The sequence below is a fragment of the Escherichia sp. E10V5 genome, assembly GCF_004212315.1.
In the GTDB taxonomy this organism is placed as follows: Bacteria; Pseudomonadota; Gammaproteobacteria; order Enterobacterales; family Enterobacteriaceae; genus Escherichia.
The window spans coordinates 387,784-401,437 of sequence record NZ_RHJM01000009.1 but is presented as its reverse complement, the minus strand read 5'-3'; the positions used below and the strand labels follow the sequence as shown (position 1 = coordinate 401,437).

The window sequence follows — 13,654 nt, the reverse complement described above, 5'->3', positions numbered from 1 at the left end:
GTAGGCCTGATAAAACGCGTTAGCGTTGCATCAGGCGATGGGGAAACGCTCCCTCAATTAATCGCGAAATAACTGCTATTAACCAGCAAATCCAGAGGCTGGCTCTCGGCAATGACATCGCCATAAATCAGATCAACACCAATGTCAGAAAGCGTATCCAATACCAATGGCAACGCTACTGGCCCAGCGATGGTTTTCACACCCAACCGCTGGGCATGCCCCTGAATAATCGAAATCAGCATCTCATCCATTAAATTGCCCTGTACGCTGGCGCATAACTCGGCGTCAAGCAGTAGATAATCCGTCATATTTGCTTTGAGCATATTGAATATTTGTAGGTCCCGCCCTACCTGGCTGAGTACGATCCGGCAGCCGGCCAGCCGCAGTTTTTGCACAGCCAGTCCGTGGTCGAAAATCGCTTCTGCCGGAATTACCAAATGGAACAACCGTGGTGGTAATGAACTTTGTTCCAGTTGCTCAAGCAATTCGTCTACCAGAGTGACGCTGCCTAGCCCCGCAACGGAAAGGGGGAGGGCGATGCTTAAACCTTTATTGGCAACCGCTTTTGCTGTTTGTTGGAAAAATTCACGTAATACCCGGCGGTCAAGCGCGTGGCTGAGTGCCGGATCGCTGAAGCTACGGCGGAATGCCTGTTCATCAATCAACTCGCCTTTGCTGCTCCAGAGCTTAAGCGAAATCAACCACAAATTCCGCGTTTCCGTGATTCGTGGTGAAGCGATGCCGTGGGCAATCATCATAAGCGGATTCTCTTTAGTCATCCGCCACTGTTCATCGAGCGACATCACTGTCCGTTCATTATGTGCAGTTGCCTGCTGTGGTTCATAAACTGTGACCTGACCACGACCACCATTTTTCGAAGCATAACAGGCGATATCGGCCTGGGACATAACTTCTGCTGCCTGGTGATTACTGTCGTTTATTAACGTCATCCCGGCGCTTGCTCCTACCCGATGTAACCGACCTTCCCACATAAAGTGATAATCATTAATCGCATTGATAATGCGCGTCGCGATAAAACGAGCACTTTCGACATTACAGTCTGGCAGTAACAGACCAAATTCATCACCACCGAGTCGTGCCAGTAGATCGCTGGAGCGCAGCATACTCAGCATCAACGAAGACAGTTCGCGCAGCAAAGCATCGCCGGCCGCATGCCCGGCGCTGTCATTTACCGCTTTAAAGCGATCAAGATCGATAAATACCAGAGCATGTTGCTGATGCATACTGTGAACGGTTTGCAGCAGTATTCGCAGTTGTTTCTCAAAACTTGCACGGTTCGCCAGATGCGTCAGGGCATCGTGAGAGGCGCTATAGCTAAGCTGACGTAGCATTTTGCGAGATTCGGTGACGTCCTGAATCACCAGTACCGAACCAATGCTGCTACCATCCAGGGTGCTTAACGGCGTAATACTGTAATGAACGTCATAGCTGCCACCGCTACGGCAGTGGAGAACTACGTCCTGTTCAATAGCAGAACGAGAGGTGTCGGCACTGTAAATGTTCTCAATTAACGGCCCGGTGTCACCAGTTGTAAGATGCAATACCGTCAGCAGCGGAACGCCCAACGCCTCTTCTTGCTTCCAGCCGCTCATTTTCTCCGCGACTGGATTCATAAAGGTGATTTTCATCGCCATATCAATACAGACCACAGCTTCACCGATAGAGTCCAGGGTGATATGCAGACGTTCTTTTTCCTGGAACAGCGCCTCGTTGAGCTGTTTTACTTCGGTCATATCCATGTTGATGCCAAGCAGGCGTTCGACTTCACCTTCCTTATTCAGAACCCGATTGGCGAGTGCGCGGATATGACGAATACCGTCTTTTACCGTAATGCGAAATTCCAGTTTAAAAGGCAAGCGAGCCTGCAGCGAATCGCGGATGACTTTCTCGGTGTGTTCTCGATCTTCCGGCAGCACGCAGTCATACCAAACCTGCCAGTTTGGTTTGATTTGCGGGGAAATTTCGTAAAGTTCAAACATCCGCTTATCCCAACTGAAAATATCCGGCTTCAACTCCCATTCCCAGATACCAATCCCGCCCGCTTCGTTAGCCAACGTGATGCGTTCCATCAGTTGCTTATTCACCTGCTCGGTGCGTTTTAGCTCGTTAATGTCTTCTATCTGCGCAATGAAGTAGAGTGGCGTGCCATCGGTGTGGCGTACCAGTGAGACGGCAAGCAGCGCCCAAACTACGTCGCCGTGGCGGTTGTAGTAGCGTTTCTCCATCGAGTAGGTATTGATTTCACCGCTAATCAACTTCTCAACGTGTTGCAGATCTTTATTGAGGTCTTCCGGCCAGGTCAGCTGCTGAAAGCTGAGAGCACGCAGTTCTTCCTGGCTGTAGCCGAGAAACTGGCACAGGGCTTTGTTGCTTTGCAGCCATTGTCCCTCAGTACCCACTAACGCCATGCCGATAGCAGAATATTCCATGGCGTTCCGAAAGCGGGTTTCGCTTTCGGAAATATGCTTACGTTCCGCGCGAAAGGCGTACATCACCATGGTCATGATGTTGGCGGGAAGCAGAATCAGCAAAAATGGCAGCCACGGCATATGGCTCATCAGGTACGCTCGCGGCGTGGCAAGCAGGGTGGGATCGGCAGCCATCATTAACGACACCATCATCACTGTCGTGAGGAAGATCAAAAAGGCTTCCATTCGTGGCAGGCGCACGGCGCTCCACATCAGCAGCACAATAATGAAAGTAAAAGGCCACGGCAGGTACAGCATCGAAAGCCAGCTTAATGTCAATGTGATCGCTAACGTCAGCAGCGTTTCAAACAACAGTCGTGGGTTACGATGGCGTAATAGATAATGCGGTTTAAACAACAGGCCCAGCGGTACCAGCGCCAAGGCGCCGATGGATTCTGAAAGTACCCATATCAAAAATGCCCTGAGAGGATCGTCTCCGGGTGTCAGCAGGACAACCAGAACGCCCCCCAACAGAGGTGGAACGATGGCGCTGCCAAATGCAAGACGAAGCCAGTCAGCCAGATTTTGTAGCGGGTTATACCACGGTAATAATTTTCGCAGCAGCATTGCGCCCACGACGGCTTCAATAATGTTGATAGCCGTCCAGGTCATATTGAGCGAACTGGTGGAAAAGAGCAGCACGGATGCGGCTATGTTGCCCAGTGAGCAGGCTAACGCGATACCAGGCCACATGCGTCCGGCATGGCGGTAAAACGCCACCATCATAATGGAAGTAGGGAACCATAGCGGCGCAAGCTGAGTGCCAAATTGCGAAAGCTCAAGCGAGAAAAGGGTAAAGATAAACGAGACTAAACCTAAACTGACGAGGTGAAGCAGAGGATGGGGCAAGGTAATTAAAACACGCTGTGATGGTTTACTCATTACCGCTCTTTCCGCATGGCCAGGCCGTCAGTATTAGTATCTGTGTTTATGCTAGTACAAAAGTTTTACATTTTATATGCAAATTGCTCATAAAGTGACGTAATGGCGGATAATTTGCGCAACTATGCATAACATTTTTCACCTTGCGTCATAACTGAGCAATTAAATTTGCATCAGGGAATTGATCGTCAACAATTAACTCTGAGAGCAAGGCAACGCTATTCGACTGGTATCACGCGGATGAAATCCCTATAATTGCCGCGTTTGGCGCTTCGGCGCCCCCTTCCTAACATCCAGGTTATTCAGGTCGCTAAATTTATGACTGATCAGTCTCATCAGTGCGTCATTATCGGTATTGCAGGCGCATCGGCTTCCGGCAAGAGTCTCATTGCCAGTACCCTTTATCGTGAATTACGTGAACAAGTCGGTGATGAACACATCGGCGTTATTCCGGAAGACTGTTACTACAAAGATCAAAGCCATCTGTCGATGGAAGAACGGGTTAAAACTAATTATGACCATCCCAGCGCGATGGATCACAGCCTGCTGCTGCAACATTTGCAGGCGCTGAAACGTGGCTCGGCTATCGACCTGCCGGTTTACAGCTACGTTGAACATACGCGTATGAAAGAAACGGTGAAGGTTGAACCGAAGAAAGTCATTATTCTCGAAGGCATTTTGCTGCTGACGGATGCGCGTCTGCGCGACGAGCTGAACTTCTCGATTTTTGTGGATACCCCACTGGATATCTGCCTGATGCGTCGCATTAAGCGTGATGTTAATGAGCGTGGTCGTTCGATGGATTCTGTAATGGCGCAATATCAAAAAACCGTGCGCCCGATGTTCCTGCAATTCATTGAACCGTCTAAACAGTATGCAGATATCATTGTGCCGCGCGGCGGTAAAAACCGCATCGCGATCGATATATTGAAAGCGAAAATAAGTCAGTTCTTTGAATAAGCTTGGTAAATTGTGTACCGTTCAGTGATAACCTGGTATGCCCTTGACGTAACTGGCGTTAAGGGAGTGATGCGCGAAAGGAGAAAATGCCATGCGTCTGTGTGACCGAGATATTGAAGCCTGGCTTGATGAAGGCCGTTTGTCGATCAACCCACGTCCACCCGTGGAGCGTATTAATGGCGCGACGGTGGATGTACGCCTGGGCAATAAATTTCGTACCTTCCGTGGCCACACGGCAGCGTTTATCGATCTGAGCGGTCCCAAAGACGAAGTGAGCGCCGCGCTTGACCGTGTGATGAGCGATGAAATTGTGCTTGATGAAAGCGAAGCTTTCTATCTTCATCCGGGGGAGTTGGCACTGGCGGTGACGCTGGAGTCAGTGACGCTGCCAGCCGATCTGGTGGGCTGGCTGGATGGCCGTTCCTCACTGGCGCGTCTGGGACTTATGGTGCACGTCACTGCGCACCGTATCGATCCGGGCTGGTCTGGCTGTATTGTGCTGGAGTTCTACAATTCCGGTAAGCTGCCGCTGGCCCTGCGTCCGGGTATGCTGATTGGCGCGCTGAGCTTTGAGCCGCTTTCAGGTCCGGCAGCGCGTCCGTATAACCGCCGTGAAGATGCGAAATATCGCAACCAGCAGGGCGCAGTCGCTAGCCGTATCGATAAAGACTAATTCAGGCCCATTGAGGATACCATGAGACGATTTCTGACGACGCTGATGATACTCCTGGTCGTGCTGGTGGCTGGGCTATCTGCGTTAGTGTTGCTGGTGAATCCGAATGATTTCCGTGACTATATGGTCAAGCAGGTTGCTGCACGTAGCGGTTATCAATTGCAGCTTGACGGGCCACTGCGTTGGCACGTCTGGCCGCAGCTTAGTATCCTCTCTGGTCGCATGATATTAACGGCCAACGGGGCCAGCCAACCGCTGGTACGTGCCGATAATATGCGCCTTGATGTGGCCTTGTGGCCTTTATTGAGTCATCAACTCAGCGTTAAGCAAGTCATGCTCAAAGGGGCAGTCATTCAACTGACGCCGGAAACAGAAGCAGTGCGCAGTGAAGACGCCCCAATAGCCCCGAAAGACAATACATTACCTGATGATGCGGAAGATCGTGGCTGGTCGTTCGATATCGCCAGTCTGCGAGTCAGTGACAGCGTGTTGGTGTTCCAGCATGAAAATGACGAACAGGTTACGGTACGTGATATCCGCCTGCAAATGGAGCAGGACCCACAACATCGCGGTTCGTTTGAATTCTCTGGTCGGGTAAATCGCGACCAACGCGATCTCACGTTAGCGCTCAAGGGGACTGTTGATGCTTCTGATTACCCGCATGATTTAACGGCAGATATTCAACAGATTGACTGGCAACTGCAGGGCGCTGATCTCCCGAAGCAGGGGATTCAGGGCCATGGTCAGTTCAGGACTCAGTGGCAGGAAGCGCAAAAACGTCTCTCCTTTGAACAAATCAATTTAACCGCTAACGACAGTAATCTGACCGGTCAGGCGCAGGTAGCGCTGCTTGAGAAGCCAGAATGGCTGCTCAGACTGCAATTTGCCCAGTTAAATCTGGATAATTTGCTGCCGATGAATGAGGTGATGACTAAGCAAAATGGTGTTGCTCAACAGGGGCAAAGCCAACCGACGCTGCCACGTCCGGTCATTTCCTCACGCATTGATGAACCTGCGTATCAGGGGCTGAAGGGCTTTGCGGCAGATATTTTGTTGCAGGCCAATAACGTGCGCTGGCGTGGAATGGATTTTGCCGATGTCACTGCGCAAATGACTAACAAGGCGGGGCTGCTGGAGATTATCCAGTTGCAGGGCAAACTTAACGACGGTGTCGTGTCGTTACCGGGTACGCTGGATGCCACAGCCTCACATCCGCGTATAGTTTTCCATCCCCGGCTGGAAAATGTCGAGATTGGCACCATCCTGAATGCCTTCAACTACCCCATATCACTAACGGGGAAAATGTCGCTGGCGGGGGATTTCTCTGGTGCTGACATTGATGCCAACGCATTCCGCCACACCTGGCAGGGGACGGCGCATGTCGAAATGGCCGATACGCGCATGGAAGGCATGAACTTCCAGCAGATGATCCAACAAGCGGTAGAACGTAATGGCGGTGATGTGAAGGCCGCTGAAAACTTCGATAACGTGACGCGGCTTGATAGCTTTACCACCGATCTGACGTTGATGGATGGTGTCGTGACGTTAAACGACATGCAAGGTCAATCGCCAGTGCTGGCGCTTTCCGGCGCCGGTACGTTGAATCTGGCGGAGCAAACCTGCGACACCCAGTTTGACATTCGTGTGATAGGCGGTTGGAACGGGGAAAGCAAACTGATTGATTTCCTCAAAGAAACGCCGGTTCCTCTGCGGGTTTATGGCAACTGGCAGCAACTCAATTACAGCCTGCAAGTGGATCAGTTACTGCGTAAACACTTACAGGACGAAGCCAAACGCCGTCTTAACGACTGGGCCGAGCGCAATAAAGATTCCCGCAATGGCAAAGATGTGAAGAAGTTGCTGGAGAAGATGTAAGACAAGTTATGCAGATGGCGGCGTCGATTTGTCGCCATCTGTATTTATAGCACTAAGCAGCATGTGGATATTGAACTTCAATACGTTGAATATGCAATCCTGCATGAGCCATCATGGTGATCAATTTATCGATACTAAAGATCTGGATTTTACCTCTGGCAAGTTCAGATATGCGAGGTTGAGTGACCCCTAAAGCAGACGCTGCCTGAGTCTGGCTAAACCCTTGTTGTTCAATCCAGTTATTAATGATCGTTACAAGCTCGGCACGGATCCGCATATTTTCCGCTTGTTCAGGGGTGTCACTCACCGCATCCCACACACTATCAAAGGTTTCAATTTTCATTTTTTCGCTCCTGAGCAAGTTCTTTATAGCGTCGTTTGGCTAAATCAATATCCGATTGACTGGTAGTCTGTGTTTTCTTTTAAAAACAATGCAATACGTAAACCGCTTCTTCAAATTTTGCGACATACATGACGCGATAGATCCCATCAGCATCGCGAGTACGAATCTCTCGCACACCAGGGCCGATAGTTGAAAAAGGTTTCCAGTCGTATGGGTTTAACCCTTGTTGGATCCTGTCGAGTTGATAGCCAATTTCCTGTCGAGACGATTCTGGAAATGCGCGTAAATCGTCAAGACTGGTATCAAGAAAAGCCAGCTTTTTTCTCATTACTCCATCCTTAGATTATACTAAATTTTGTATAAATAAAATGCGCAGTTTGAACCTGCGCATTTGATGTTTTATCACACCTCATACTCCATCTCGCCATCCTTATGCAGCGGAATAATCTGCACCTTCTGCACGCGATGGCTTTCCACCTGCAACGTTTTAAGCAAATAATCCCCTACCTGAACTTCTTCGCCAGGTTTTGGAATGCGCTGTAAATATTCCATCAGCAGCCCGGCGATAGTGTGATATTCACGTTTTTCATCCAGCGGCAGCGGCACATATTGCACCAGATCTTCCAGCGGCATATGACCATTCGCCGTCCAGGAACCGTCGGCGTTTTTCTGAATATCATGGCGGGCGTCAATCTCTTCCACTTCGTTCGGTAAGTTACCGGCAATGGTTTCAGTGACGTCACTTAATGTCACAATCCCTTCCACTGAACCAAACTCATCCACCACAAAAGCAAAGTGCGTGCGGGCATTACGGAACTGCTCCAGAGCCGGTAACAACGGTAAGGTTTCCGGGAACACCAGCGGCTGGCGAACCAGTACCCGCAGGTTGAGCGGTTCGCCACGCAGTGACTGTTGTAGCAGGTCGATAACGTGAACGACACCGAGCAAATCTTCCGCATCGTCACCGTCGGTGACCACAAGGCGTGTGTGCTGATTTCGCTCCAGCAACTGGCGGATTTCCTCCTCTGGTGCGTTGAGATCGATATGCTCAATGTCGTGGCGTGACGTCATAATACTGCTGACAGTACGCTGGTTAAGATTAAGTACCCGCTCAATCATCCGCCGTTCCTGCGGATTAAAGATTTGCTGGTCGCCATGATCCACCAGCATTGATGCAGTTTCGGCATCCAGTTCCGCATCTTCTTTTTGCCCGCTAAGCAGACGCATTACCGCTTCGGTAGTCCGCTGGCGCAGCGTCTGGTTAGCGGAGAGAAAACGTCGCCGGTTAAAGATAGCCAACTGATTGAGTGCCTCGATCATCACCGAGAAACCAATGGCAGCGTACAGATAGCCCTTCGGAATGGCGAATCCGAAACCTTCCGCCACCAGGCTAAAGCCAATCATCAACAGGAAACTTAAACAGAGTATGACGATGGTCGGATGGCTATTAACGAACTGGGTTAACGGTTTGCTGGCCATCAACATCAGGCTGATAGCGATAACGACGGCGGCCATCATGACCAGTAAATGATCAACCATCCCGACGGCGGTAATCACCGAGTCGAGTGAGAAGATAGCGTCCAGCACCACAATTTGCGTCACCACGCCCCAGAACTTCGCGCCTTTGCGTTGTGTGGGGTTATTGCTGTCTTTCCCTTCCAGCCGTTCGTTTAGCTCCATCGTGGCTTTGAACAACAGGAAGAAACCACCAAACAGCATGATTAAGTCGCGGGCGCTAAAGGTAAACGAGCGGAAGCTGAACAGTGGTTGGGTCAGGGTGACCAGCCAGGAGATTGACGCCAGCAGTAACAGGCGCATTAACATCGCCAGCAGCAGTCCGGTAACCCGTGCGCGGTCGCGCTGCTTCGGCGGTAGTTTTTCGGCGAGGATGGCAATAAAGACCAGGTTATCAATGCCGAGGACCAGTTCGATCACAATCAGCGTGATTAACCCGGCCCAGATAGACGGATCGGCAATCCATTCCATAGTAAGTACAAAACCTATTCGTTGTATGACAAATGTCACAATTCGATCATGGATAAATCAGGGCAAAAATGCAATGTCACAGCACTATTTATCTCACATTATTTGAGGATTATAACATCGCATTATCCCTGAATTAAAAGCGGGAATGATTAAATATTATTTAAGAAATATCGCATATAGAGACGCTATATTAAATATTGTCAACCTAAAGAAACTCCTAAAAAATACCACGAATGACACTTAATATAATTCTTAAAAATAGCCAATTGCCGAATTGTTACCTTGCCTGCTATTCCGTTAGCTGTAACACTTCCTCCTGCATTATTGGAGCGCCAATATTCAAATATCATAATGCCACCTTATATCTGGAAAATTAATTCACCGAATAACGCTTTTTCATAAACGACTGCATGATGAGAGAGTTGGAAAATATAAGCTAAATCAGTGTATTGGTAGCTAAAAAGCCAGGGGCGGTAGCGTGTCTGGATGCCTGAAAGACCAGTCTGAATTATTCTGTCAATAGCCAGCGGATGAAATCAATTTTTTTAGGACTGATGCCAGTTAAATTCTTATTCAATTAACTGCAAGGTAAATGTGCATGCGACATTGCTATTAATAGTGCACAGGATAATTAATCTGCCAAAGTGATAAATAAACAATGATGAAATCCAAAATGAAATTGATGCCATTATTGGTGTCAGTAACCTTGATAAGCGGTTGCACAGTACTTCCGGGCAGCAATATGTCGACGATGGGGAAAGACGTCATCAAACAGCAGGACGCTGATTTTGATCTCGACAAAATGGTGAATGTTTATCCGTTGACCCCGCGCCTGATTGATCAATTACGCCCACGCCCGAATGTAGCGCGCCCCAATATGACGCTGGAAAGTGAGATCGCGAATTACCAGTATCGCGTCGGGCCGGGCGATGTTCTTAATGTCACCGTCTGGGATCACCCGGAACTCACCACGCCAGCCGGTCAGTATCGTAGCTCCAGCGACACCGGCAACTGGGTACAGCCTGACGGAACCATGTTCTACCCGTATATCGGCAAGGTTCACGTAGTGGGGAAAACGCTCGCTGAAATCCGCAGTGATATTACCGGGCGCTTAGCGACGTACATCGCTGACCCGCAGGTGGACGTTAATATCGCCGCCTTCCGCTCGCAAAAAGCGTATATCTCCGGTCAGGTGAATAAATCCGGTCAACAGGCGATCACCAACGTACCACTGACCATTCTCGATGCCATCAACGCCGCAGGTGGCCTGACCGACACCGCTGACTGGCGCAACGTGGTGCTAACACACAATGGTCGTGAAGAACGCATTTCTTTGCAGGCGCTGATGCAAAACGGCGACCTCAATCAGAACCGATTGCTTTACCCCGGCGATATTCTCTACGTGCCGCGTAATGATGATCTGAAAGTATTTGTGATGGGTGAAGTGAAGAAACAGAGCACCCTGAAAATGGACTTTAGCGGCATGACCCTGACTGAAGCCCTGGGCAATGCTGAAGGCATCGACATGACCACCTCCAACGCCAGCGGCATCTTTGTCATTCGTCCGCTGAAAGGCGAGGGGGGGCGTAACGGCAAGATTGCCAATATCTACCAGCTGGATATGTCCGATGCCACGTCGCTGGTGATGGCGACAGAATTCCGCCTGCAACCTTATGACGTGGTGTATGTCACCACTGCTCCGGTTTCCCGCTGGAACCGTCTGATCAATCAGTTGCTGCCAACTATTAGCGGTGTCCGTTACATGACGGATACAGCCAGCGACATTCATAACTGGTAATCGTCATGTTTAACAACATCTTAGTTGTCTGTGTCGGCAATATTTGCCGTTCCCCGACGGCGGAACGCTTACTGCAACGTTATCACCCGGAGCTGAAAGTGGAGTCCGCTGGACTCGGCGCGCTGGTCGGTAAGGGCGCTGATCCTACCGCTATCAGCGTCGCCGCAGAACATCAACTGTCTCTGGAAGGCCACTGTGCACGACAAATCAGCCGCCGCCTGTGTCGCAACTATGACCTGATTTTGACCATGGAAAAGCGCCATATCGAACGCTTATGTGACATGGCACCTGAGATGCGCGGCAAAGTGATGCTGTTTGGTCACTGGGATAACGAATGTGAAATCCCCGATCCGTATCGCAAAAGTCGGGAAACGTTTGCAGCGGTGTACACATTACTTGAACGGTCTGCCCGCCAGTGGGCGCAGGCATTGAACGCAGAGCAGGTATAAGAATGACAGAAAAAGTAAAACAACATGCCGCTCCGGTAACGGGCAGTGATGAAATCGATATCGGTCGCCTGGTCGGCACCGTCATTGAAGCGCGCTGGTGGGTGATTGGCATCACCGCCGTATTCGCCCTCTGTGCCGTGGTTTACACCTTCTTCGCTACGCCGATTTATAGCGCCGACGCACTGGTACAAATCGAGCAAAGCGGTGGCAATTCGCTGGTGCAGGATATCGGCTCGGCATTAGCTAACAAACCGCCAGCATCGGATGCCGAGATCCAGTTGATTCGTTCGCGTCTGGTGCTTGGTAAAACGGTGGACGATCTCGACCTCGATATTGCGGTGAGCAAAAACACGTTCCCGATTTTCGGTGCGGGCTGGGATCGCCTGATGGGTCGTCAGAACGAGACGGTGAAAGTGACTACCTTTAACCGTCCGAAAGAGATGGCGGATCAGGTGTTTACGCTTAATGTGCTGGACGATAAAAACTACACTCTGAGCAGCGATGGCGGCTTTAGCGCCCGTGGGCAAGCGGGCCAGATGCTGACAAAAGAAGGCGTCACGCTGATGGTTGAAGCTATTCACGCCAGCCCGGGCAGTGAGTTTACCGTCACCAAATACTCCACGCTGGGGATGATCAATCAACTGCAAAACAGCCTGACGGTAACGGAGAACGGCAAAGACGCAGGCGTACTGAGCCTGACTTATACCGGTGAAGATCGCGAACAGATCCGCGACATTCTTAACAGCATCGCCCGTAACTATCAGGAACAAAATATTGAGCGCAAATCGGCGGAAGCGTCGAAAAGCCTCGCTTTCCTCGCGCAACAGTTACCGGAAGTACGTAGCCGCCTCGATGTTGCCGAAAACAAACTGAATGCCTTCCGTCAGGATAAAGATTCTGTTGATCTGCCGCTGGAAGCGAAAGCGGTGCTCGATTCGATGGTGAACATCGACGCGCAGTTGAACGAACTGACCTTTAAAGAAGCGGAAATCTCCAAGCTGTTCACCAAAGTTCACCCGGCGTATCGCACGCTGCTGGAGAAACGTCAGGCGCTGGAAGATGAAAAGGCCAAACTTAACGGTCGCGTAACGGCGATGCCGAAAACCCAGCAGGAAATTGTCCGTCTGACCCGCGATGTCGAGTCTGGTCAGCAGGTCTATATGCAACTGCTGAATAAAGAGCAGGAGCTGAAAATCACCGAAGCCAGCACCGTCGGCGATGTGCGCATTGTTGACCCGGCAATCACCCAGCCTGGCGTGCTGAAACCGAAGAAAGGGCTGATTATCCTCGGCGCGATTATCCTTGGCCTGATGCTCTCTATCGTGGGTGTACTGCTGCGCTCGTTGTTTAATCGCGGTATCGAAAGCCCGCAGGTGCTGGAAGAGCACGGTATCAGCGTCTATGCCAGCATCCCGCTGTCGGAATGGCAAAAAGCGCGCGATAGCGTCAAAACCATCAAAGGGATTAAACGCTATAAACAGAGCCAGCTACTGGCGGTGGGGAATCCAACCGATCTGGCGATTGAAGCCATCCGCAGTCTGCGTACCAGTTTGCACTTCGCGATGATGCAGGCGCAGAACAATGTGTTGATGATGACCGGGGTTAGCCCGTCAATCGGTAAAACCTTTGTCTGCGCCAACCTGGCGGCGGTGATCAGCCAGACCAATAAACGGGTGTTGTTGATCGACTGCGATATGCGCAAAGGCTACACCCACGAGCTGTTGGGCACCAATAACGTTAATGGCCTGTCTGAAATTCTGATTGGTCAGGGCGATATTACTACCGCTGCAAAACCGACCTCTATTGCCAAATTTGACCTGATCCCGCGCGGTCAGGTGCCGCCAAATCCTTCTGAACTGTTGATGAGCGAACGCTTTGCCGAACTGGTGAACTGGGCGAGTAAAAACTACGACCTGGTGTTGATTGATACGCCGCCGATTCTGGCAGTGACCGATGCGGCAATTGTCGGGCGTCATGTCGGAACCACGTTGATGGTGGCGCGTTATGCGGTCAACACCTTGAAAGAAGTGGAAACCAGTCTGAGCCGCTTTGAGCAAAACGGTATTCCGGTGAAAGGGGTGATTCTGAACTCCATCTTCCGCCGCGCCAGCGCGTATCAGGATTATGGCTATTACGAATACGAATATAAGTCGGACGCGAAATAACGACACCTGCATTCGCACCGCCCCGTAGGCCGGA

9 protein-coding genes and 1 pseudogene are annotated in these 13,654 nt (G+C 50.6%); 6 read left to right on the top strand and 4 right to left on the bottom strand.

Features of this window, described 5'->3' with window-relative positions; translation table 11 throughout:
• Positions 1-53: 53 nt before the first annotated feature.
• Positions 54-3,371 (bottom strand): diguanylate cyclase, encoded by a 3,318-nt coding sequence (locus tag D9738_RS08985; protein WP_130206946.1) that lies wholly within the window; start codon positions 3,369-3,371, stop codon positions 54-56.
• A gap of 318 nt (positions 3,372-3,689) precedes the next feature.
• On the opposite strand from D9738_RS08985, the gene udk reads away from it, so the two are divergent.
• From udk to asmA, 3 genes are all read left to right on the top strand, one after another.
• Positions 3,690-4,331, top strand: a complete 642-nt coding sequence (gene udk / locus D9738_RS08980) for a uridine kinase (RefSeq protein WP_064529458.1) — start codon at positions 3,690-3,692, stop codon at positions 4,329-4,331.
• Between the two features lie 91 nt (positions 4,332-4,422).
• Positions 4,423-5,004: a dCTP deaminase gene (gene dcd, locus D9738_RS08975; RefSeq protein WP_001234777.1), complete on the top strand. Its 582-nt coding sequence runs from the start codon at positions 4,423-4,425 to the stop codon at positions 5,002-5,004.
• A 21-nt stretch (positions 5,005-5,025) separates the two neighbouring features.
• Positions 5,026-6,879, top strand: a complete 1,854-nt coding sequence (gene asmA / locus D9738_RS08970) for an outer membrane assembly protein AsmA (protein ID WP_130260016.1) — start codon at positions 5,026-5,028, stop codon at positions 6,877-6,879.
• Between the two features lie 52 nt (positions 6,880-6,931).
• Here asmA and D9738_RS08965 read toward each other — a convergent pair whose 3' ends face one another.
• The 3 genes and pseudogenes from D9738_RS08965 to D9738_RS08955 all read right to left on the bottom strand — a co-directional run bounded on the left by D9738_RS08965 (position 6,932) and on the right by D9738_RS08955 (position 9,208).
• Complete coding sequence (locus D9738_RS08965) at positions 6,932-7,222, bottom strand: helix-turn-helix domain-containing protein (protein WP_130260015.1); 291 nt, start codon at positions 7,220-7,222, stop codon at positions 6,932-6,934.
• Positions 7,212-7,550 (bottom strand): annotated as a pseudogene (locus tag D9738_RS08960) (type II toxin-antitoxin system RelE/ParE family toxin). The gene D9738_RS08965 and the pseudogene D9738_RS08960 overlap by 11 nt, the downstream one beginning before the upstream one ends.
• A gap of 74 nt (positions 7,551-7,624) precedes the next feature.
• The gene (locus D9738_RS08955) at positions 7,625-9,208 is read right to left on the bottom strand and encodes a TerC family protein (protein ID WP_130260014.1); all 1,584 of its coding nucleotides are present in this window, start codon (positions 9,206-9,208) and stop codon (positions 7,625-7,627) included.
• A gap of 658 nt (positions 9,209-9,866) precedes the next feature.
• On the opposite strand from D9738_RS08955, the gene wza reads away from it, so the two are divergent.
• The 3 genes from wza to wzc are packed head-to-tail and all read left to right on the top strand — an operon-like array spanning position 9,867 to position 13,620.
• Positions 9,867-11,006, top strand: coding sequence for a polysaccharide export protein Wza (gene wza / locus D9738_RS08950; RefSeq protein ID WP_000978094.1), 1,140 nt, complete (start codon positions 9,867-9,869; stop codon positions 11,004-11,006).
• A 5-nt stretch (positions 11,007-11,011) separates the two neighbouring features.
• Positions 11,012-11,455 carry a low molecular weight protein-tyrosine-phosphatase Wzb gene (gene wzb, locus D9738_RS08945; protein ID WP_130260013.1) on the top strand — a complete coding sequence of 148 codons (444 nt, stop codon included), beginning with the start codon at positions 11,012-11,014 and terminating at the stop codon, positions 11,453-11,455.
• Positions 11,456-11,457: 2 nt separating this feature from the next.
• Entirely contained in the window at positions 11,458-13,620 is a 2,163-nt protein-coding gene (gene wzc, locus D9738_RS08940) for a tyrosine-protein kinase Wzc (RefSeq protein ID WP_130260012.1), read from the top strand.
• Positions 13,621-13,654 lie beyond the last annotated feature (34 nt).